This is a genomic window from Blautia sp. MCC269 (assembly GCF_018785655.1).
GTDB lineage: Bacteria > Bacillota > Clostridia > Lachnospirales > Lachnospiraceae > Blautia_A.
The window spans coordinates 20,777-41,340 of the sequence record NZ_WQQE01000016.1; the positions used below are offsets into that span (position 1 = coordinate 20,777).

At 42.3% G+C, this 20,564-nt stretch carries 22 protein-coding genes and 1 riboswitch; of the genes, 19 read left to right on the forward strand and 3 right to left on the reverse strand.

All coding sequences use genetic code 11. The annotated features are described in order from the left end of the window. Positions 1 to 136: 136 nt before the first annotated feature. A complete protein-coding gene (locus tag GPK88_RS06275; RefSeq protein ID WP_195566830.1) occupies positions 137 to 718 on the reverse strand; it encodes a TetR/AcrR family transcriptional regulator in 582 nt (193 codons plus the stop codon). Then, the gene (locus tag GPK88_RS06280) at positions 715 to 1,188 is read right to left on the reverse strand and encodes a DUF3786 domain-containing protein (RefSeq protein WP_195566829.1); all 474 of its coding nucleotides are present in this window, start codon (positions 1,186 to 1,188) and stop codon (positions 715 to 717) included. The genes GPK88_RS06275 and GPK88_RS06280 overlap by 4 nt, the downstream gene beginning before the upstream one ends. Before the next feature lie 238 nt (positions 1,189 to 1,426). Between GPK88_RS06280 and GPK88_RS06285 the strand changes: the two genes are divergently transcribed. The 11 genes from GPK88_RS06285 to GPK88_RS06335 all read left to right on the forward strand — a co-directional run bounded on the left by GPK88_RS06285 (position 1,427) and on the right by GPK88_RS06335 (position 11,849). Then, positions 1,427 to 1,801 carry a GntR family transcriptional regulator gene (locus tag GPK88_RS06285; protein ID WP_015526677.1) on the forward strand — a complete coding sequence of 125 codons (375 nt, stop codon included), beginning with the start codon at positions 1,427 to 1,429 and terminating at the stop codon, positions 1,799 to 1,801. A gap of 2 nt (positions 1,802 to 1,803) precedes the next feature. Next, positions 1,804 to 2,652 carry an ABC transporter ATP-binding protein gene (locus GPK88_RS06290; protein WP_044961130.1) on the forward strand — a complete coding sequence of 283 codons (849 nt, stop codon included), beginning with the start codon at positions 1,804 to 1,806 and terminating at the stop codon, positions 2,650 to 2,652. After that, positions 2,649 to 3,323 (forward strand): ABC-2 transporter permease, encoded by a 675-nt coding sequence (locus GPK88_RS06295; RefSeq protein WP_021650922.1) that lies wholly within the window; start codon positions 2,649 to 2,651, stop codon positions 3,321 to 3,323. Before GPK88_RS06290 ends, GPK88_RS06295 begins: the two co-directional genes overlap by 4 nt. Before the next feature lie 155 nt (positions 3,324 to 3,478). After that, a complete protein-coding gene (locus tag GPK88_RS06300; RefSeq protein ID WP_021650923.1) occupies positions 3,479 to 4,837 on the forward strand; it encodes an MATE family efflux transporter in 1,359 nt (452 codons plus the stop codon). Positions 4,838 to 4,905: 68 nt separating this feature from the next. Beyond that, positions 4,906 to 5,079: riboswitch (cobalamin riboswitch) on the forward strand. A gap of 136 nt (positions 5,080 to 5,215) precedes the next feature. Beyond that, a complete protein-coding gene (locus tag GPK88_RS06305; protein ID WP_195566828.1) occupies positions 5,216 to 6,145 on the forward strand; it encodes an ABC transporter permease in 930 nt (309 codons plus the stop codon). Positions 6,146 to 6,160: 15 nt separating this feature from the next. After that, the gene (gene nikC / locus GPK88_RS06310; protein WP_243279000.1) at positions 6,161 to 7,024 is read left to right on the forward strand and encodes a nickel transporter permease; all 864 of its coding nucleotides are present in this window, start codon (positions 6,161 to 6,163) and stop codon (positions 7,022 to 7,024) included. Next, on the forward strand, positions 7,005 to 7,796 hold the full coding sequence (locus GPK88_RS06315; RefSeq protein ID WP_195566827.1) for an ABC transporter ATP-binding protein: 792 nt from the start codon (positions 7,005 to 7,007) through the stop codon (positions 7,794 to 7,796). Before nikC ends, GPK88_RS06315 begins: the two co-directional genes overlap by 20 nt. A gap of 9 nt (positions 7,797 to 7,805) precedes the next feature. Continuing rightward, entirely contained in the window at positions 7,806 to 8,744 is a 939-nt protein-coding gene (locus GPK88_RS06320) for an oligopeptide/dipeptide ABC transporter ATP-binding protein (RefSeq protein ID WP_195566826.1), read from the forward strand. Positions 8,745 to 8,775: 31 nt separating this feature from the next. Continuing rightward, on the forward strand, positions 8,776 to 10,344 hold the full coding sequence (locus tag GPK88_RS06325; RefSeq protein WP_195566825.1) for a nickel ABC transporter substrate-binding protein: 1,569 nt from the start codon (positions 8,776 to 8,778) through the stop codon (positions 10,342 to 10,344). Between the two features lie 4 nt (positions 10,345 to 10,348). Beyond that, on the forward strand, positions 10,349 to 11,101 hold the full coding sequence (locus GPK88_RS06330; RefSeq protein ID WP_195566824.1) for a class I SAM-dependent methyltransferase: 753 nt from the start codon (positions 10,349 to 10,351) through the stop codon (positions 11,099 to 11,101). A 1-nt stretch (position 11,102) separates the two neighbouring features. After that, entirely contained in the window at positions 11,103 to 11,849 is a 747-nt protein-coding gene (locus GPK88_RS06335; RefSeq protein ID WP_195566823.1) for a class I SAM-dependent methyltransferase, read from the forward strand. Between the two features lie 11 nt (positions 11,850 to 11,860). Here the strand turns inward: GPK88_RS06335 and GPK88_RS06340 are convergent, their stop codons facing one another. Continuing rightward, positions 11,861 to 12,634, reverse strand: coding sequence for an alpha/beta hydrolase (locus tag GPK88_RS06340; RefSeq protein WP_195566822.1), 774 nt, complete (start codon positions 12,632 to 12,634; stop codon positions 11,861 to 11,863). A gap of 134 nt (positions 12,635 to 12,768) precedes the next feature. Here GPK88_RS06340 and GPK88_RS06345 point away from each other — a divergent pair, with 134 nt between their 5' ends. From GPK88_RS06345 to GPK88_RS06380, 8 genes are all read left to right on the forward strand, one after another. Continuing rightward, positions 12,769 to 12,984, forward strand: coding sequence for a hypothetical protein (locus GPK88_RS06345; protein ID WP_195566821.1), 216 nt, complete (start codon positions 12,769 to 12,771; stop codon positions 12,982 to 12,984). Positions 12,985 to 13,167: 183 nt separating this feature from the next. Beyond that, the gene (locus GPK88_RS06350) at positions 13,168 to 13,869 is read left to right on the forward strand and encodes a FadR/GntR family transcriptional regulator (RefSeq protein WP_173771716.1); all 702 of its coding nucleotides are present in this window, start codon (positions 13,168 to 13,170) and stop codon (positions 13,867 to 13,869) included. A 185-nt stretch (positions 13,870 to 14,054) separates the two neighbouring features. Then, entirely contained in the window at positions 14,055 to 14,912 is an 858-nt protein-coding gene (locus tag GPK88_RS06355) for a polysaccharide deacetylase family protein (RefSeq protein ID WP_174095823.1), read from the forward strand. Between the two features lie 2 nt (positions 14,913 to 14,914). Continuing rightward, complete coding sequence (locus GPK88_RS06360; protein WP_174095822.1) at positions 14,915 to 15,754, forward strand: polysaccharide deacetylase family protein; 840 nt, start codon at positions 14,915 to 14,917, stop codon at positions 15,752 to 15,754. Positions 15,755 to 15,793: 39 nt separating this feature from the next. Next, positions 15,794 to 17,347 carry an alanine/glycine:cation symporter family protein gene (locus tag GPK88_RS06365; protein ID WP_252197696.1) on the forward strand — a complete coding sequence of 518 codons (1,554 nt, stop codon included), beginning with the start codon at positions 15,794 to 15,796 and terminating at the stop codon, positions 17,345 to 17,347. Positions 17,348 to 17,350: 3 nt separating this feature from the next. Beyond that, the gene (locus GPK88_RS06370) at positions 17,351 to 18,070 is read left to right on the forward strand and encodes an aspartate/glutamate racemase family protein (RefSeq protein ID WP_144093952.1); all 720 of its coding nucleotides are present in this window, start codon (positions 17,351 to 17,353) and stop codon (positions 18,068 to 18,070) included. Positions 18,071 to 18,212: 142 nt separating this feature from the next. Continuing rightward, complete coding sequence (locus GPK88_RS06375; protein WP_215707607.1) at positions 18,213 to 19,742, forward strand: glycerophosphodiester phosphodiesterase family protein; 1,530 nt, start codon at positions 18,213 to 18,215, stop codon at positions 19,740 to 19,742. A gap of 27 nt (positions 19,743 to 19,769) precedes the next feature. Then, on the forward strand, positions 19,770 to 20,495 hold the full coding sequence (locus GPK88_RS06380; RefSeq protein WP_215707608.1) for a metallophosphoesterase family protein: 726 nt from the start codon (positions 19,770 to 19,772) through the stop codon (positions 20,493 to 20,495). The last annotated feature ends 69 nt before the right edge of the window (positions 20,496 to 20,564 follow it).

Genomic DNA, 20,564 nt, shown 5'->3' on the forward strand with positions numbered 1-20,564 from the left:
TTTTTTATGCAAAAAGGGAGGTGCGGTGTATGGGATATGCACGTAAAGATGTAGAGAAAACAAAGAAAATGGCAAAGAAATTTGTATGCTATCAGGAAGGGGCAGAGCTTTACAGCATTGGACTGAAGTTCCTCTCTCAGATTCCATGAAATGCCCGATATTCCCGGTACATTTCAACCATATTTTTTTTTGCATTTTTCAAATAAGAAGTATCATCGCTGATTCGTCCAAGAAGAAAATATCCCTGATAGATAGAAAGCATGCGCTGAGAAAGAATTTTTGCATGATCTGGAGACAATCCGGAGCATAACAATACTTCCTGAAAAATCTGCTCAAATTTTTTCAGTCCTTCCATAAATACAGATGCAACTGCAGGCTTGCTAAGTGCTGTTTCCATGCCCATCACCGCATACGGGCAGCCTGCAAATGTTTGTCCATTTGTCCTTTCAGATAAAAAATCAAAGATTTCTTCAATAAAACTTTCCCAGTCATTTCCCTGAGAACTATTTTGAAATTGTTCCAGTAAGATTTTTTGATAGTATTCCGTTACCGCTGTTGCCAGGTCATCCTTGCTTTTGAAATAAAAATAAAAAGATCCTTTTGGAAGGTCTGTTTGTTTGAGAATTTCGCTGATTCCAGTAGCAGAATACCCATTTTTCCAAAATAATTCAGCAGCACACTCGATCAGGCGTTGTCTGGATTCTTCACCCTTTTTCAATTCGCATTTCCTCCTTCAGTCTGGAAAACAGATCCTTTTTCCAGTTCCTTTCCGGAAAGTGATATACAGGCATTACGCAATTCAACGGTTTTTCCATTAAAAAAGTCAGCGGTATTCTGAAAAAATCCTCTGTTCGGTGAGAGATTTCCTGTTCGGACAGAGGAAAGGCTGTTTATATTTACAAATTCATGTGACAGATGACATCTATCCTTTGAATAACATAAAACATCATAAATAGTCATTGCTTCATTATGATTGGCTTCATGAACTATTTCAAAATCATTATCTGACCACTGAACACTTCCCGTTTTTCGGTTAATACGATAGGTACGGTTAATAAAAGTAATATATAACCAGTCAGAATTGTAATCTAATGAATATTTATGTATCATTGTAGCCTGATCATATTGCAGGAAAACATGTGCCATTGAAATTTTTGTTTTATCATAATTATTGAGAGCTTTCGTCATATATTTCTCCAAGAATATTTTTGTTGTAGTTATTTACAAAATAGACTAATCGGTCTATAAAGTCAATACATTTTGCGTAACAAATAAAAATTAATGATCATGAAAAGTAAATGACTAAGACTTCCCATACCTTCTGATGGCAGATGACAGAATCCCGGCAGTCAACTACTGCAAAACAGTATATAACAGTTGACAACAGTATTACGCTGTTATATACTGTTTGCAGCAGGAGGGACATATGAAGATTATAATCAATAATACATCGATGGTACCAATTTATGAGCAGATCATGGAGCAGATCAAGGCGCAGATCATCTCCGGAGAGTTAAAAGAAAATGATATATTGCCGTCCGTGAGAACAATGGCAAAGGAACTGAAGATCAGTGCACTTACTGTGAAGAAAGCATATGACAATCTGGAAGCAGAGGGCATGACAGTCACAGTTCATGGGAAAGGAACGTATGTAGCGGCTTCGAATACACAGCTGATGGAAGAAGAGCGCAGGAAAGAGGTTGAGGCGGATCTGGAAGCAGCAATTCAGAAGGGAAGGCGCTGCGGAATGAAGGAGGAAGAGATCCGTTCGTTGTTTGAACTCATCATGGAGGATGAATGATTATGTTGGAGATCAAAGGAGTAAAGAAAAGCTACGGTGAATTTCAGTTAGACTGTTCGTTAAATGTAGAAAAAGGAAGAATCACCGGTCTGGTTGGAGAGAACGGAGCCGGTAAGAGTACTTTGTTCAAGGCAATGCTCGGACTCATTTCTTATGATGCCGGTGAGATAAAGATCCTGGGAAAAATACCGGAAGAGTTAAGTGAAAAAGAGAAAGAAGAGCTGGGAGTTGTCCTGGCAGAAACCGGATTCAGTGGATACTTGAAAGGGAAAGATGTTGAGGCAGTCCTTGCCAAATTGTATCCAAAGTTTGAAGCAGAAAAATTTCATCAGATGTGTGAAGAATATCAGATTCCGTTGGATAAATTTATAAAAGAGTACTCAACAGGAATGAAAGCAAAGCTGAATCTGATCATTGCATTGACACATCAGGCAGAATTCCTGATGCTGGATGAGCCGACAGCAGGGCTTGATGTCGGAGCGAGGGAAAGGATGCTGGATATTTTAAGAGAGTATATGGAAGAAGAGCCGGAGAGAAGTATCCTGATCAGTTCACATATTTCTTCGGACTTAGAACATCTGTGTGATGACATTTATGTGATACATAAAGGAAAGATCATACTTCATGAAGCGATGGATACGATTCTTGAAAAATATGCAGTGTTGAAGGTCAGTGAGGAACAATATCAGGCAGTGGATAAAAGGTATCTTTTGAAAGAGAAAAAAGAGTTTTTTGGAGTTGCCTGTCTGACGAACGAGAAGCAGTATTATATAGAAAATTATCCGGAAATCGTAGTAGAGAGCGGATCACTCGATCAGGTGATCCTGATGTTGACAGGGGGCGAAAGATGATGAAAGGAATCAGAGGGCTTTTGGAAAAGGATTTTCGATTGTTTTTTCGACAGGGTGGTAATCTTTTTTTGGTGTTAGTGTTTGTAGCATTGTTTTTTATACTTACAGGAAAAACGGCAGCTGCTTTCATTGCAATGTATATCCCATCTGTTCTGGCGATATATTCAGGTAATACGATCAGTTATGATGAAAATGGCCATGGTTACACATATTTATTTTCTTTACCCGTAAATAAAAAAATATATGTCAGAGAAAAATATATTTTTTCCTTTATCATGACAGCATGTGGATGGTGCATTGGAATGATCTGTGCAGGAATTATGGTACTCATAAATCCTGAAGAGGTGTTTGATCTGGAAATGCTGGCAATGGAGTTGATCACATTTTTTGTGTTTCAGGCAATTGCGGGAATTATGATCGCGATCAGGATAAGGTTCGAAGGAGAGAAAGGGCGAATTGTGCTGCCAATCGCAATTTTAATTATTTTTGCGATTTGTTATACAATTAGATCTTTTGTGAAGACTAACTTGGGATTAAAAGAAAGTATTCTGCATATGATAGGGGGAATAGGGGATTTTGAAATCGGGATTGCCCTCATTGTGCTAAGTCTGCTTATATGGTTTGCTTCGTATAAGTATAGTATGAGCACCATGAAGAAGAAAGAGTTTTAAGATAGGCGTGGCAAAAATGATCCATTAAAAATAATGATTATAAAGATGTAATAGCTACCAAAAATATGAGAAAAACTTTGTGAAAAAATAGGCTTGTGTTTCGTAAGAGTCCCTTGTAAAATAGCGGACAAGGATGAAAAGAAAAGGAGATTCTTATGGGAACCAATGAAAAAGATATGACTGCCGGATCTCCCGGAAAACTGATCATAACTTTTGCCATACCAATGATGCTTGGAAATATTTTTCAGCAGTTTTATACAATGGCAGACACCATGATTGTCGGACAAGTGGTAGGAGTTGAAGCACTGGCGGCAGTAGGTGCCGGAGATTGGCTGGTATGGCTGGTGTTGGGGATCATGACAGGTATCACACAGGGTTTTTCTATTCTTGTATCTCAGTATTATGGAGCAAGGGAAAAGGAAAATCTGAAATGTGCAGTAGCGAAAAGCTATATCATGACAGCATTACTGTCTGTGGTCGTACTCGCAGTAAGTGAAGGTACAGTTTATCATGTTCTTTTATTTTTACAGACACCGGATAATGTCATTGATCTGACAATGCTATATTTGCGGCTGATCTTTGCGGGAATCCCGATCATAGCTGCTTATAATATATTTGCAGCGATCCTTCGGGCACTTGGAAACAGCAGATCTCCGTTGATCGCAATGACAGTGGCAGCAGTGATCAATGTGGGACTGGATCTGTTGTTTGTGGCGGTTTTTGGCTGGGGTATAGCCGGAGCAGCAGTGGCGACTGTTATCGCGCAGGGATTTTCTGCCTTGTACTGTTTGATCGTATTACGTAAAATCCCGGATATCCGCCTGGAAAAGAAGGACTTTTACAGGCAGCCCTCTATGAGTTTGCGGCTTTTGGAACTGGCGGTTCCTCTTGCAATACAGAATGTGATCATCTCCGTGGGAGGACTTGTGGTACAGTATGTGATCAATGGATTTGGTTTTCTGTTTGTGGCGGGATTTACGGCATCGAACAAGCTGTATGGGGTTTTGGAGATGGCTGCCGTTTCATATGGATATGCTATTACAACCTATGTGGGCCAGAATCTTGGTGCAAAAAAATACCAGAGGATTCGAAAAGGCGTGCGCAGCGGCACTTATATGGCAGTGCTCACTTCGGCTTTCATTTCCGGCATGATAGTACTGTTTGGACGTAATGTACTGTCCTTGTTTGTATCCGGTGAACCGGATCAGACCCGACAGGTATTGGATATAGCATATAAGTATTTGTTTATTATGGCTGTCTTTTTGTGGGTGCTGTATCTGCTGTATGTATATCGTTCCGCTATCCAGGGCCTGGGTAATACTTTGATTCCGCTTGCCAGTGGCATTGCAGAATTTATAATGCGTGTCAGTGTTGCGCTGCTGCTGCCAAAACTGATCGGTGAAGATGGAATATACTATGCAGAGATCTGTGCATGGAGCAGTGCAGCTGTTTTATTATTCGTAAGTTATATGATCATTATACGGAAATATAAAGAAGTCACCGTTCATACATAATGTTATATTTGACAAAAAACTATTTATATAAAAAGAAAAGTATGATATTATGATACTTACAACTATGAAAATTGAATAGTCAGAAGGGTGTACAAAGTACTTAATAAGGAATCTGGTGAAATGCCAGAACAGCCACCGCTACTGTGACAGGGACGAAAACCAAAATATCACTGGAGAGATCCGGGAAGATGGTAAGTAGGAAGAACTGGAGTCAGGAGACTTGCCTTTTTGACAGAAGAATTCTGATTCGGATGGGATACAGAAGGAATAAGCTCTGCCTGAGGTAGAGGTTTGTTTTTTGTGCTGATATGATGCTGGATCATATCAGCTTTTTTTATTTTAACCGAATAAACAGATGAAAAATGAGGAGAAATGAAAATGGGAAAAGTAATTGCAAAGCGTTTTATATTTATGATTCCGGTAGTTCTGGCGGTTACATTTATTATTTTTATGCTGAGTTTTATATCGGCAGGTGATGCTGCCAGAGTTCTGGCGGAGAAAAAATACGAGCATCCGTCACCGGAACAGGTAGAAGAAGTACGGCATGAGGAAGGACTGGATCAGCCGGTGCTGGTACAATACGGGAAATGGCTGGATCAGGCACTTCATGGCGATTTTGGAAAATCATATTCTACCAGAAAACCGGCTTTTGATGAATTAAAAAAATATTTTCCACAGACATTTAAACTGGCAGTTACTTCGTTTTTATTGTTGATGATCGTATCAGTCCCTCTTGGGATTTTGTCAGCAATTTATGAAAACAGAGTTCTGGATAAAGTCATTCGTATTTTGTCGTCCCTCAGTGTATCTATGCCGTCTTTCTGGATCGGTCTGATGCTGCTCTATATATTTGGAGTAAAGCTAAAAGTGATCTCCGTGATCGGAGGAGATGCCGGAGGCATTCCGATCCTTGCGGCATTTGCCATGGATATCAGTTTCTTTGGAATTATGACGAGATTGATCCGTACCAATATGATACAGGTGCTGAAGCAGGATTACATACGTGCCAGCAGAGCTAAGGGATTGTCATCTGTAAATGTAATTTTGCGTCATGGTCTGAAAAATATCCTGATTCCTGTGCTTACACGTCTGGTATCAATTGTGATCGGTTTTTTCTGTGGCTCAGCTGTGATAGAAAGTATTTTTTCAATTCAGGGAATCGGAAATCTGGCATTGAAATCCGTGATCTCAAAAGACACTCCGGTGCTGCAATGTTTTATCTTTATTCTGGCTGTTGGCATTGTAGTATTAAATTTTCTTGTGGATATCGCCTATTCTGCGATTGACCGGCGAATCCAGTTAAAGTAAAGGAGAGATCATAGAATGGGAAGCAGAAGAAAGCAGAAAACAGAAAAAAGCATGATCCAGAATCTGTACTGGAAACAGGTATTCCGGTCACCGAAAACAAAAATAGGATTGATGGTGGTCATAATTTTTGCATTGGCAGCTATTTTTGCACCTGTACTGGCGCCGCATGATCCACTGCTTGTGGATGTTTCGATAAAATTAAAGAATCCGTCGGCGGCATATCCTTTAGGTACTGATCAGCTGGGACGATGTATTTTATCAAGACTTCTCTGGGGCAGCCGGTATTCACTGAGCTACAGCTTTACGGTGCTTCTGATCACTGTATGTGTCGGGGTGCCGATCGGACTGTTTGCCGGATATGTAGGTGGAAAAATCGATTCCATGATTATGAGGATCATTGATGTATTTATGGCTATGCCGGTCTTTATCGTGGCACTTGCCATTGCAGGAACCGTGGGAGCCAGCGGCGCTCATCTGATCCTGTCCCTGTCGGTCGTATCCTGGGCAGAATATGCAAGGCTTGCCCGTGCATTGACACTTCAAGAAAAAAATAAAAATTATATGACCGCACTGAAGGCCGGTGGCTGCGGCCACGCAAGGATCATATTCAGGCATGTATTGAGAAATATCCTGCCATCTGTGATCGCACTGGCAACAATGGAAATCGGTTCGATCATTCTGTCAATCGCCGGGTTTTCCTTTATCGGACTTGGTGTGCAGGCGCCGACACCGGAATGGGGGATCATGCTCAGCGACAGCAAAAGCTATATCCAGACTTATCCAAGGCTGATGTTTTATCCGGGCATACTGATCATGATCATTGTCCTGGCATTTAATTATCTGGGGGAGGGAATACAGAATGGAACAGCCAAAAAATGATGTTCTAAAGGTAAAAAGATTACATGTGGAGTTTCAGACCTCTCACGGAATGGTACATGCAGTAAAAGATGTCAGTCTGGAAGTAAGGAGAGGAAGGATCCATGCACTGGTGGGAGAAAGCGGAAGCGGCAAGTCAGTTACCTCTCTGACGATCATGAATCTGCTTGCAGGAAACGGAAAGGTGATATCCGGAGATGTGACACTGAACGAAAAGAGTCTTCTGAAGTTATCAGGAAAAGAAAAGCGACAGCTATACGGAGACAGGATCGGAATGATCTTTCAGGATCCGACAGCTGCTCTCGATCCGCTTTTTACAGTTGAACAACTGCTTCTGGAAGGATTGAGAAAACATCGCAGAATGAGCAAAAAACAGGCAAGGGAAGTAGCACTGGAAAGTCTGCGGATGATGAATCTGCGTGATCCGGAAGAACTGATGAAGAAAAAACCTTACGAATTGTCAGGTGGTATGTGTCAGCGTGTTATGATCGCCATTGCCATGTCTATGAAACCGGATTATCTGATCGCAGATGAGCCGACGACGGCGTTGGATGTAACAGTACAGAAGCAGATCCTGGAAGAAATCTATCAGCTATCCAGGAAAGAAAATCTGGGCGTGTTATTTATCACGCATGACCTGGGTGTGGTGGCAGAGATCGCAGATGATGTTTCGATCATGAAAGACGGCGAAATAGTAGAAAACGGAACAGTTGAAGATATCTTTTACCATCCGCAGCATTCATATACAAAAAAACTGTTGGATGCAGTTTTATAGGGGAAAAGTATGAGTACGTTACTAAAGACAGAACATTTAAAAAAATATTATGGCAAGAAAAAAATTGTGAAGGCAGTGGATGATGTAAGTCTGGAAATCCATGCAGGGTCATCCATGGCTCTGATCGGTGAAAGTGGAAGTGGCAAAACTACATTCGGAAAGCTGATCGCCGGTCTGGAGAAACCTACAGATGGAAAATTCTGGTTTCAGGGGCAGGAAATGCAGGGTTTGTCTGAAAAGCAGTTCCGTCCATATCGCAAGAACCTTCAGATGGTCTTTCAAAGCAGCAGCGGAGTATTTGATCCCGGGTATACCATTGGAGAAAATATCCTGGAAATTCTGAAATTACATGAAAAACTGCAAGAGGGAGAGTATGAAGAACGGGTAAAGGAAGCTTTGATCCAGACGGGCCTGGATCCGGATATTCGAAACCGTTATGTTGGACAGATTTCAGGAGGCCAGTGTCAGAGAGCTAATATTGCGAGGGCGTTGGTATTAAGACCGGAGCTTGTGATCTGTGATGAACCGGTATCCAGTCTGGATTATTCCATACGAAAGCAGATCCTGCATCTGTTAAATGAACTGCAGGAAAAATATGAGATGACATATTTACTGATCACTCACGATCTGTCCAACGTTCCATATCTCTGCAAAGAGGTGGCTATTATGTATCAGGGACGCGTGGTTGAGTTTATCGATCATACGGACAGCTTAAAAGAGACTGCAGTACATCCTTATACAAAAGATCTGTTTGATTCCATTCCGGTAAAAGAACCGAAAATGCGAAGAATCGGATCACAGGAAAAGAAAATATTTTCAGATACAATTCCGGAACAGGGCTGTCCATATCAGAACCGGTGCAGAAGATGTACAAATATATGCAAGGAGCATATACCGGAATTGACAGAAATTGCGACAGGACATTTTGCGGCATGTCATATGCTGTAAAATATAAAACAAACACAAAGGAGAGGAAGAAATGAAGAAAAAACGTGTAGCAAAACTGTTAGCATTGAGTATGGTGGCGGCAACCTTGCTGACAGGTGTCAATGTACAGGCAAAAGAGGAAAAAGTAGTTACGGCAATGACATCCATTGATCTGACTCCTGAACTTTGTGACCCAATAAAAAGTGGTCCGGACTTTCGTCTTTATGAAATGATCTATGATCCGCTGGTACGTTATGGAGAAAATGGAGAAATCGAACCTGCATTGGCAGAATCCTGGGATATCAGCGAAGATGGCACAACCTATACGTTTCATTTAAGAAAAGATGTGAAATTCTCAGACGGTACAGCGTTTAATGCAGATAATGTGATGTGGAATTATAACAGATGGGTAGAACAGGATGTGACCGGTAACTTTTCAGCCAAACTGGAAAATGTTACAAAGGTAGATGATTATACTGTAGAATTTAAGTTCGCAGAACCATGCTATACGCTGCTGATCGAATTCAGCTATCCAAGACCATTCCGTTTCACCTGTGAGAGTGCATTGGATGAAGATGGAGAATTTTGTCAGGAAGTGGGTACCGGAATGTGGATGATCGACAGTTATGAAAGCGGTCAGGAGGTTGTCCTGGTACCAAATCCTAATTATTACGGTGAGAAACCAAATATTGATAAAGTAGTTCTGAAACAGGTGGTAGACGGTGATGCCAGAGTGATGGCGCTTCAGAGTGGAGAGGCAGATCTGAATCTTCAGGATATTCCATCCGAAAGCTTCAGTATTATCCAGGCAGATAAAAATTTATCGACAGAACAGCAGGTTTCCACACTTTCTTACTATCTGATCGAAAATTATGATACACCGGCGCTTCAGGATATAAACGTACGTCAGGCACTGAATTATGCAACAAATAAAGAAAGCATTGTAAATGATCTGCTGGATGGTTACGGCAATCCGGCAACCGGACTTATGTCTCCGACAGTTCCTTATGTAACAGAAGAAAACAGCAAGGGCTATCCATATGATCCGGATAAAGCAAAGGAACTGTTAAAGGAAGCAGGATATGAGGATACAGACGGAGATGGTATTGTAGAAAAAGACGGAGAACCACTGAGCCTCAGACTGGTATTCCAGACTGAAGAATATGCTTCCTGGAAGTCACTGTGTGAATACCTGAAATCTGAATATGAGAAGGTTGGTGTGGGTATTGAACTGGTAGAAAAAGAATCTGCAGCTTACTATGATGAAATCTGGAACACCAGAGACTACGATCTGTGTATTTACCGCAGCTATGAAGACTCCTGGATGCCTCATGGTTTCCTGAAATCAATGTTCTATGCGGAAGATGGAGCAAAGGCAGTAAACTGGTACGATGAGGAGCTGAACAAAGATCTCGGAGAAGTATTAAAAACACAGGATGAAGAAAAACGTACGGAATTATACGATAAGATCCTTACACGTATCAATGATCAGGCAGTAACAGTGCCGCTGTATTATCCGAACCGTGATTATATCTATAACAATACAAGACTGACCAATGTAGAGCTTGCACCGACTGCCTATGAAGGCATTAACTGGGCAACACTGGATGTAGTGGAGTAAAAAAATGTTTGAAAAAATCGAGAATAAATGGACAGAAGATTCCGGTGATTATGATGATATGATCCAAAAACAATTGAGTAACAAAAGAACGGTATCTCACTGGACAAAAGAATTGAAAAGATTGCTTGGACCTGAGCCCCTTCGTATTTTAGAAGTGGGCTGCGGCCCGGGTTTTATGAGCATCATAGCAGCGCGTCTGGGACATGATGTAAAAGCGATCGATGGTTCATCAGGAATGGTAGAAAAAGCCAGAAGGAATATGCAACAGTATCATCAACAGGTGGAAATCTGTGAGGAAGATGGTGTAACTTTGCCATTGGAACAGGAACAAAGCTATGATGTGATACTTTCCAGAGATGCGGTGTGGACATTATATGATCCGGAAAAAGCTTTCAGACGCTGGAAGGCTGTATTAAAACCAGGCGGAAGGATCATTTATTTTGATGGGGATTATCGTACCGTCGAACCCACATTAAAAAATAAGATCCATATGAAAATTGCTGATTTTCTTATTTATGTTACAGAAAGAAAAATATATGGATCTGACGTGAAGGAAAACAGCGGAATTTATGAAAAGCTGCCATTTACATCACAGAAGCGTCCGGAAGCGGACTTTCGGATATTAAAAAAGGTACGCTTTGCCAGGATCCAGATCAGAGAGAACCGCTGGCTAAACAGACCATGGACGATGGATTTCTGGAAATACGGATATCAGGGAAAAAAATTTATTGTAGTAGCCACAAAGAAGGAGAAGTGACATGCCAAACGATAAGATCAAAGAGTACTGGGAAGGAGAAGCCGGCATTTACAGCGAAGGGATCAAGGCAGAACTGAAAAGTGAAACAGCAGAAAACTGGAAGAATCTGATTCTGGAGTATGCGCCGGAAAAAGAACATCTGGAAGTACTGGACGTAGGCTGCGGGCCGGGATTTTTTGAAATTATGCTGGGAAAAGAAGGACATCATGTGACCGGGATCGATATTACTGAAAATATGATCCATGAAGCAAAGGAAAATGTAAAGGCAGCAGGTTTATCCGCAGATCTGATGACTATGGACTGCCACAATCTGAATTTCTCGGATGAGACATTTGATATGGTTATCTGCAGAAATATCACATGGACGCTGGACGATCCACAGAAGGCTTACAAGGAGTGGCTGCGTGTACTGAAAAAAGGCGGACGTCTTTTGGTATCGGACGCCTGCTGGTATCTGCATCTTTATGATGAAGAAAAGAAAAAGATTTACGAGGCACATGATGCTGCTATGTGGGAAAAATATGGAAGAGGTATCCATGCTCATGAAGATGCGGAAACAGGGAAAGAGCTCAGCAGTAAGCTGTTTATGAGTGATAAAAAGCGTCCGGCATGGGATCTGGATTACATGATGGAGATCGGCTTTTCCAAAGTGTTTGCCCTGAAGGACATCAGTGATATTTCCAGAACTTCCATGGAACGTGAGCTGAATAAGCTGACACCTCAGTTTTTAGTGGGTGGAGAAAAATAAGCGGACCGGCGTTAAATAAAACGCTGGACCCGCTCCATTGTGGTTTTTAGAATAAAGATATCCGTCAGTACATCACCGGTTTCCAGAGAATGGTTGGCATTTTGGGTGAGAAAGAGAGGTACATCTTTCTGCGCTGCCAGTTTCCGGATGGAATCAGTTTCGGCCCAGGGATCTGCGGTGCCGTGGAAGGCGATGCTTCCGGCCAGTGGGAAGGAAAAGGTCTCTGCCAGAGGTGTGAACAGGATGTTTTTTACAGCCAGGTCATGTCTGGAAGCATAGGCGGAAGAGATAGCCGTACCAATGCTTTTGGAAATGAACAGAATGCTTCCATAGGAATTCCAGTCGATCTGACTTAAAGCCTGTTCTGCTTGTTCCAGGGCAAGGTCAAAAGCCTGTTTCATTTTCTCCGGATCACCTTTTACATTTTCCGGGAGGGAACCGTAAGATACGGTCTGGATCTGATAACCGTGTTTCCTGGCAAGACGGCTGGTATAGTACAGAAGGGGCTTGTCGGCGGTGTATCCGATGCCTGGAAAAATAACCGCCAGTTTCGGGGCATTTTTATCTGCTTCAGGTATATGTGCGGAGGTTTTTGCATAGAGCATCTGCAGATGGATTTTTTCCTGAAGTTCTCTTAAAGTAATAGAGATTGTGCAGGAGTCAGATGGAAGGTAATCGTAATCGGTGATAATACTGTCTTCTTCCATGGCATAAACCATATGTGAGGAACCCATGAGTTCCATATCTTCTTCAATATCGGAAAGTAATTCTTCGTATGATTTCATTTTCTTTTTCTCCTTATATGAAGTTTTTCAACATATAAATCGTTTATTTTTACAGATGGTCCTATTATAATGGATTTATTGCAAGACAACAAGGGTTTCACACCAGTGAACAGAACTGGAGAAAAGGAGAAATTATGTTGACGTTGATATTTATGATATGTATGTTTGGAGTTTTTGGAAAATTATTTTGCTTCGGCGTAAAAGCAGCCTGGGGAATCTCAAAATTCGTACTGACAATTGTGTTCCTGCCGTTGATCCTGCTTGTAATGGTGGCAGGAGGACTGATCTCCATAGCATTGCCGGTACTTCTTGTTATTGGAGTTGTCGGACTGATCGCATCGAAAGCATAAGCAGAGAAAAAGCAGTTAACCTGTAAAAACGGGTTAGCTGTTTTTTTATGAAAAAATGGATGCTTTTGGGACAAAAATCCTGTTGCACAACCATAAGAAATACAATTATAATAAAATCTTATAGGGCAGCAAAATATACCGCAGGTTTCCCAAACCATAAAGATCAACAGATTGGAGAAATATATGAGATTAAGAAGTCAATCCGCACGGACTTTATTATACGAAGAAGTAGTAGAAGAACTTTACAGGCTGATCGACGAGAAGCATATCCAGCCAGGCGGGAAGCTTCCGCCGGAAAGAGAGCTGATCGAACAGTTGAAAGTCAGCCGGAATGTTCTGCGAGAAGCTTTTCACGTTCTGGAAACCAGAGGCGTGATCGTTTCCCACCAGGGAAAAGGAAGATTCTTAAGAGAACAGCCAGGCCATGGCTCAGAGAAACGTACAGAAAGTCTCAGCAAAAATCTGGAACGTTATTCCATGCTGGAAGCGTATGAAGTACGTCAGGTTCTGGAAGTAAAAGGTGTAGAGCTGATCATCCGCAACGCTTCAGAAGAGGATATTGATGATCTGGAAAAAGCCTACAAAAAAGTGGAACACACCTACGAAACAACCGGAACTACAACCGGAGAATTTGAATTGCACAAACTCTATGCAGAAAAAACAGGCAGCATGTTTATGACCCAGACCCTGGAGCTGGTGCTGAATGCCATTCTGGATATGATGTACGGGCAGTTTTATGACGTGCTGGAAGCTACATCGGAGAAGCAGGAGCTGGAATCCCACCGACAGATCATCGACGCGATCCGCAGGCGGGATACCGAGGCAGCACAGAGACTGATGCATGAGCATCTTCAGGTTACGATGGATATGCTGAAAGAAAATTGATTAAATATGCATTCAGGCAAAGCTGAAAAATAATTAAAAATTAAAAAACCGTTGACGAAAAGCACCTTCGGGTGCTATTCTTTATAAACAAGTGGGTGACCAAGTGAACAAATATTAATTCAAAAAGAATGAATATGTATTCAGACGATAATTCACAATCCAGAAAGAACAGAAAGGAATACACAATGGGAAATTTGAAATGGCCGGAAGGTAAAAAATGTGCGGTAATGTTTACCTTCGACGTAGACGGAGATACCACCTGGGAAAACGGAAACCGTGGACTTCCAAATGGTGAGAAATACATCAAATCCTTATCCGTAGGCCAGTACGGACCGAAGCGCTGCGTGGACCGTATCCTGGATATGCTGGAGAGTTACGGTGTAAAAGCTACATTTTTTGTACCGGGATTAACAGCAGAGCGTTATCCGGAAGTGATCATGAGGATCGCAGAGGCAGGACATGAGATCGGACATCATGGATATGCACATGAGAGATTTGCGGGAAAAACAACAGAGGAGCAGATCGAGATCATTGAGAAGACTCAGGCAATCTTTAAAAAGCTTATCGGTCATGAAGTAACAGGCTTCCGTACTCCATCCGGTGACTGGGCAAAGATCACACCGCAGCTTCTGTATGAGAGAGGCTTCCGTTATTCAAGCTCCATGCGTGGTGACGACAGACCATATCGTACGATCATAAACGGTGAGAAAACAGATTTTATCGAGATCCCTACGAAATGGGAAGTAGATGATTACGTAGCTATGGCATATAACATGTATCCGGCAGAACCGGCAGGACAGGACAGGATTTCCAGCTATCGTCTGGTAGAAGACAATTTTATGAGAGAGTTCCGCGGACATTACAGAGAGGGGCTTTGCATTTCTTATATGAGTCATCCCCAGGTAATTGGTTCCCCTGGAAGGATCCAGATCCTGAAACATATGCTGGAGCAGATCACATCCAAAGAGGATGTCTGGGTGGCAACAGGAACGGAAGTATCAGACTGGTATCGAAGCCATTCACAAGAACAGGAGGAGAAATAAGGATGAAACTGGAAAGACCAAAGTGGCCGGAAAACAAAAAATGCAGCGCCATGATCACCATCAACCTGAATGCGGAACTGTTCTGGCTGCAGTTAGATCCCACCTGCAAGGATATGCCGAAAACACTGTCTCTTGGACAGTACGGAATGACAAGAGGCGTGGACCGTATCTTAAAAATACTGGAAGAACGGGGCATCCGCGCAACATTTTTTACTCCTGGATGGGTGGCAGAGCAGTATCCGGATAAACTGAAAGCCATTGTTGAAAAAGGCCACGAAATTGCGGCGCTGGGATATCACCATGAACATATGGCACTGTTATCCGAAGAAGAGCAGGAAAGCGCCATCAAAAAAGGAATCCAGGCCATCGAAAAAGTATGTGGCGTTACACCGAAGGGATTCCGTTCCCCGGAAGGCGAGCTGACACTGGATACTTTACGGATCGCAAAGAAAAACGGGCTGGTGTATTCCAGCAATCTCTGCGATGATGACAGACCATACTGGAAAGACCTGGGAGAGGATAAGATCCTGGAGATTCCTATTCACTGGGTTAATTATGATCTTCCGTATTTTGCATTCAACTATCATCCGGCATTTCCGGCAGGACAGGGCAGGATCGCGAATTATACAGGAGTTCTGAATAACTGGAAAGATGAATTTTTCGGATGTCATGAATATGGCCTCTGCTATGTTCTGCAGCTGGATCCGGCAGCCATCGGTGCACCGGGCAGGATCGGACTTCTGGAAGAACTTCTGGATTATATTGAAACTTTTGATGGTGTATGGTGGACAACCGGTGAGAAAATGTATGAATACTGTCTGAAAAGCAGTCAGGATCGGTAAGAGGGCATACATATAACGGGAAAAGAAGGGAGAGCATTCATGGCTCATATATTTGAACTGGTAAATCAGCTTTTTGCACAGGTAGTTCCGGTGGCGGATTTTCTCTGGGACTTTCCGACAAACATTGATGCATACGCAAACATTCCGATCCTGGGGCAGCTGTCCATTGCATTTCTGCTTCTTCTTGGCGGAAGTTTGTATTTTACTTTACGGTTTGGTTTTGTGCAGGTAAAAGAATTTAAGACAGGAATCCGTCTTCTGACTTCCAAACAGCAGGCAAAGGTTGGAACTTCCCAGCTTGCGGCATTTCTGGTCAGTATGGGCGGCCGTGTGGGAGCCGGAAATATTGTCGGCGTAACCGGAGCGGTAACTATTGGAGGACCGGGAGCGATCTTCTGGATGTGGGTTTCCGCATTCCTGGGGATGGCAACCTCTTTCTGTGAGGCAACACTGGCACAGATCTTCAAAGAGAGAAAAGACAACGAATACGTAGGAGGTTTTACCTTCTATATCCAGAAGATCTGGAAAAACAAAGCATGGATCGGTGCTGCAATGTGTATCATGTATCTGATCTACAACATGCTGAGTATTCCGGTACATACGTTCCATGTATTTACAGCAGTAAGCTCCATTGCAGATGAAGTAACGGGAAAAACAACGCAGGTAACAGATCCGCTGTATTATGTCATTGCTATCGCGATCATCGTGATTATCGCTGTGATCACCTTTGGTGGAATCAAAAGCGTAACAAAATTTTCCGATGCGGTTGTACCGGTGATGGCAGGTTTATATGTTCTGATCGTGCTGGTACTGATCGTTCTGAATATCGGAAAAGTGCCGGGATTTTTTGCAGCTGTATTTGTGGGAGCATTTAAACCAAGTGCTATTTTCGGCGGAGCATTTGGTGTGGCTATGGCGCAGGGACTGAAACGAGGACTTTTATCCAATGAGGCTGGTATGGGTACTGCGACACAGGCTTCCTCTATTGCAGATGCCAATCATCCATGCGAGCAGGGATTCATTCAGTCCATCGGTGTATTTGTAGATACGATCGTGATCTGTTCCCTGGCTGGTTTTGTGGTAACTGCAGGTGCCATCTGGAATAATCCGTCTATTGACTGGGATGTGATGAAAGCCAACAAGATCGGAACTTTCCTGACTTCAGTCAAGGAACTGGTACCAGGTGACGGAATCCTGGATGTGATCGTATTTATCATCGTGGTTGTTGCATTTGGATTGTTTGCGTTTACAACACTTCTCTGTGACCTGACTTACACAGAGATTGCGGCAAACAAGATTTCCAAGAATAAGAAATTCATCTACTTTACAAGATGCCTTGGCGCGCTGATCTTTGTTCCTCTTGGAACTCTGACTGTACTGTCCGGACTTCAGCTGGATAACCTGTGGTATGTATCTGACCTGATTAATGTAATTTTGATCTTTGTGAACATCCCTACACTTCTGGTTGGAAGAAAACTGGTTACCAAAGCATACGAAAATTACAAGAAAAATCCAGGCAAGCGTTTTATTGCGTCTGAGATTGGTGTAGAATCGGATGTATGGACTGTTGAAGCAGCAAAAGAAAGCAGGTAAAAAATGAAAATAAAAGTGATCATGTCGGATAAGGCCATGAGCCGGGAAACCATGGATGCAAGGGAGCGTATGTTGAAAGCGGCACTTTCTTCCGATGCGGAAGTTTCTGTGGACTGTATCAAAAAAGGCCCGGATGAACTGGACTGTAATACAGACGAAGCTTTTGCGGCAGCGGAAATGGTGAAGGAGAGTATCCGTGCGGAAAAAGAAGGATACGATGCCATTGTGATCTACTGTTTCAGCGATGTGGGGATTGATGCCATCCGTGAAAATGTAAGAATTCCGGTGATTGGTCCCGGAGAAACCAGCCTGGCTGCGGCAAGTATGATCTGTAACCGTTTTACGGTGCTGACTTCGGAGAGTATCAATATTCCGAGAACCTACCGTCGTCTGATGCGAAACGGCATTGCCAGGGAAAAGATGGCAGCGGTCCGGGCGCTAGATATTCCAATCGGGGAGCTGCGCTCCAATCCGGAAGTAACGGAAAAATATCTGAAAGCGGTCTGCAAAAAAGCGGTGGAAGAAGATCATTCCGACGGGATTATACTTGGCTGTCTTGGAATGGCAGGATACGGAGAAAAACTGGAAAAAGAACTTCCGGTGAAGATCATCGATCCGGCATTTCTGGCTGTTGCGTATGCGGAATTGTGCGTAAGAGTTGGAATGAGACACATACCGGCAGTTTATCCGGTTTTTACAAACAGCAGTAACGTAGAATTATAAACAGAAAAATAACAAGGCAGAAACACTTTCCGGCTTAGACCCGGAAGGTGTTTTTTTGCATATAAAACAGAGATATGAAACTTGTAAATACCCGATCTTTACGGCATAATAATTCTATGGAATGTTTTGAGGAGGAATGAGTATGAGGAAAAAGATCAAAGGTCTGATCATGATGGCAGTTCTGTTAATCTGCTTTTCAGTTCCGGCAGCAGCGGCAACAGAAAGTTTTCATTTTGAGCAGAAAACGGATTCTGTGCAGGTAGGAAAAACCAAAGAGCTGACAGTTTACAATCATGGAAAAAAAGTAGATCCAAAGAAGGTTCAGTGGAAAAGCAGTAATCCAAAGCTGGCAGCCATATCCAATGGAAAAGTTACCGCAAAAAGCTGGGGAAATGTTCAGATTTCTGCTGTTTATGGTGGGAAAAAAATTTCCTGTAAAGTGTATACATATAATCAGATTATATACACAGATTTTACCGGATATAAAACAACCCCGATAAAAACAAAAAAGGGAAGAACAGTACAGCTGAAGCCGGAAAAACATGGAAGCACAGTGTTTTATAAATCTTCGAACACGAAAATCGCAACCGTTTCATCCAGTGGTGTTGTAACACCAAAAACAACAGGAACTGTAAAGATAACCTGTATATCTTTTGGAAAAAACAGATATATCGCATCTGCAAAAGTTGTGGTTGGAGCAGAACTGAAATCCATTTCGACTTCTTCAGAAATTGTAATGAATAAGGGGGAACAGAAAACGCTGAAAGTGACTGTTCATCCAGCAAATGCATATGTAAGAACAATAACTTATGCCACATCCAACAGCGCTGTTACAGTATCCAAGACAGGAAAAATCACAGCAAAAGCTCCCGGCCTTGTGAAGATTACAGTGACGGCAGATGGTGGAAAAAAGATAAAGAATACCATACAGGTATACGTCCAGGACAAAAAGACAGGCACATCCAATACACCTCTGAATGGAAATACCGGTATGATTCTGCACAGAGGATTAAGTCTGGAAGCACCGGAAAATACACTTCCTGCGTTCAGCCTTGCAGGGCAGAGAGGCGCGGAGTATGTAGAAACGGATGTACGACAGCTGAAAGACGGGACATTTGTGATTTTCCATGATTCTAATCTGCTTCGTATGTGTGGCGTTGATAAGAAAATTGAAAATCTCACATATCAGGAAGTAAAGAAGTATCCGGTTATTGCGGGAACAAATGCTTCTGCATATAAAAATAATACGATTCCTACACTGGAACAGTATCTGCAGTGCTGTAATAAATATTCCATGACGCCCGTGATCGAAATCAAATCAAATCTGAATCAGAACGGTGTTGCAAAGTTCAATCAGATCATAAAAAAATCCAGAAAAAGTCCAGTTGTGATCTCGTTTAAGGAAGAACCACTGATCATGCTCAGGCAGATAAACAGAACTGTAAGCATACAGTGGATACTCCGGGATCAGATTACCAGTGCAGCGCTGAATGAATGTGTCAGATATAAATTTGACATAAGTGCCCAGTATGGATGTACCTACAGAAATATAATAGCCAAAGCACATTCGAAAAATATTAAAGTCGCATTGTGGCTGTTTACAGATTCCAGTATTGCAGACTGTTATAAAAACTGGGGTGCAGATTACCTTACCTGTGAGAGAATGATGTAAGAGGCATTAGGGAGGAGTTGAAACGGTATGGAAACAGAAATATCAGGAAGATTGCTTATTACCGGAGATCTACATGGTGACACTGCGGCATTAACGATGCTTGCCAGACAGCTTCGAGAGGGAGATGCATTATTTGTTGCCGGAGATTTTGGATTTGTATTTTGGGATAATAAGGATGAGCATGTATTTTTGGATGATGTAGACCGGTTTCTTCAGAAAATAAACGGATATGTTATTTTTGCGGATGGAAATCATGAGAATCACCGTGCGCTGAATAAATTTCCCGTTGAACAATGGAATAACGCCAGAGTTCATATGATCCGAAGCAGGATCATTCATGTGCTTCGAGGAGAAGTCCTCTGTCTGAAAAAGAAACGGATATTCTGTTTTGGAGGAGCTTTTTCCATAGACAGGGCATATCGTACTCTGAACAAAAGTTACTGGAAGGAAGAAGTTCCCTCTGAGGAAGATTATGAGAACGGAAACAAAAATCTTAAGGCCTGTGACTATAAGGTAGATTATGTGATCACACATACCTGTCCATTAAATCTTATACCTTCACTTGGGGGATATCACTCGGCGATGGAAGAACGGCAATTGCAGAATTATCTGCAGTATGTAAATGAGACGGTATATGATTCACTGACCCGGTGGTACTTTGGGCACTGGCACAGAGATCAGGAATTTGGCGAAAAGTTCCGGGTGATCTATCTGGATCTTGTAGATATGGAAACGGGAAAAAAGATCTGGTGATTATCCTTGCTTTTATACTGGTATCGGGCTATACTAATGAGACATATATCTGATTAATGGAGGGTTTTA

What these genes read in the sequence shown, in the direction of transcription:
- GPK88_RS06280 (WP_195566829.1), bottom strand. Translation starts at nt 1,188, where the DNA reads ATGACGAAAGCTCTCAATAATTATGATAAAACAAAAATTTCAATGGCA.
- GPK88_RS06285 (WP_015526677.1), top strand. Translation starts at nt 1,427, where the DNA reads ATGAAGATTATAATCAATAATACATCGATGGTACCAATTTATGAGCAG.
- GPK88_RS06290 (WP_044961130.1), top strand. Translation starts at nt 1,804, where the DNA reads ATGTTGGAGATCAAAGGAGTAAAGAAAAGCTACGGTGAATTTCAGTTA.
- GPK88_RS06295 (WP_021650922.1), top strand. Translation starts at nt 2,649, where the DNA reads ATGATGAAAGGAATCAGAGGGCTTTTGGAAAAGGATTTTCGATTGTTT.
- GPK88_RS06300 (WP_021650923.1), top strand. Translation starts at nt 3,479, where the DNA reads ATGGGAACCAATGAAAAAGATATGACTGCCGGATCTCCCGGAAAACTG.
- GPK88_RS06305 (WP_195566828.1), top strand. Translation starts at nt 5,216, where the DNA reads ATGGGAAAAGTAATTGCAAAGCGTTTTATATTTATGATTCCGGTAGTT.
- nikC (WP_243279000.1), top strand. Translation starts at nt 6,161, where the DNA reads ATGGGAAGCAGAAGAAAGCAGAAAACAGAAAAAAGCATGATCCAGAAT.
- GPK88_RS06315 (WP_195566827.1), top strand. Translation starts at nt 7,005, where the DNA reads ATGGAACAGCCAAAAAATGATGTTCTAAAGGTAAAAAGATTACATGTG.
- GPK88_RS06320 (WP_195566826.1), top strand. Translation starts at nt 7,806, where the DNA reads ATGAGTACGTTACTAAAGACAGAACATTTAAAAAAATATTATGGCAAG.
- GPK88_RS06325 (WP_195566825.1), top strand. Translation starts at nt 8,776, where the DNA reads ATGAAGAAAAAACGTGTAGCAAAACTGTTAGCATTGAGTATGGTGGCG.
- GPK88_RS06330 (WP_195566824.1), top strand. Translation starts at nt 10,349, where the DNA reads ATGTTTGAAAAAATCGAGAATAAATGGACAGAAGATTCCGGTGATTAT.
- GPK88_RS06335 (WP_195566823.1), top strand. Translation starts at nt 11,103, where the DNA reads ATGCCAAACGATAAGATCAAAGAGTACTGGGAAGGAGAAGCCGGCATT.
- GPK88_RS06340 (WP_195566822.1), bottom strand. Translation starts at nt 12,634, where the DNA reads ATGAAATCATACGAAGAATTACTTTCCGATATTGAAGAAGATATGGAA.
- GPK88_RS06345 (WP_195566821.1), top strand. Translation starts at nt 12,769, where the DNA reads ATGTTGACGTTGATATTTATGATATGTATGTTTGGAGTTTTTGGAAAA.
- GPK88_RS06350 (WP_173771716.1), top strand. Translation starts at nt 13,168, where the DNA reads ATGAGATTAAGAAGTCAATCCGCACGGACTTTATTATACGAAGAAGTA.
- GPK88_RS06355 (WP_174095823.1), top strand. Translation starts at nt 14,055, where the DNA reads ATGGGAAATTTGAAATGGCCGGAAGGTAAAAAATGTGCGGTAATGTTT.
- GPK88_RS06360 (WP_174095822.1), top strand. Translation starts at nt 14,915, where the DNA reads ATGAAACTGGAAAGACCAAAGTGGCCGGAAAACAAAAAATGCAGCGCC.
- GPK88_RS06365 (WP_252197696.1), top strand. Translation starts at nt 15,794, where the DNA reads ATGGCTCATATATTTGAACTGGTAAATCAGCTTTTTGCACAGGTAGTT.
- GPK88_RS06370 (WP_144093952.1), top strand. Translation starts at nt 17,351, where the DNA reads ATGAAAATAAAAGTGATCATGTCGGATAAGGCCATGAGCCGGGAAACC.
- GPK88_RS06375 (WP_215707607.1), top strand. Translation starts at nt 18,213, where the DNA reads ATGAGGAAAAAGATCAAAGGTCTGATCATGATGGCAGTTCTGTTAATC.
- GPK88_RS06380 (WP_215707608.1), top strand. Translation starts at nt 19,770, where the DNA reads ATGGAAACAGAAATATCAGGAAGATTGCTTATTACCGGAGATCTACAT.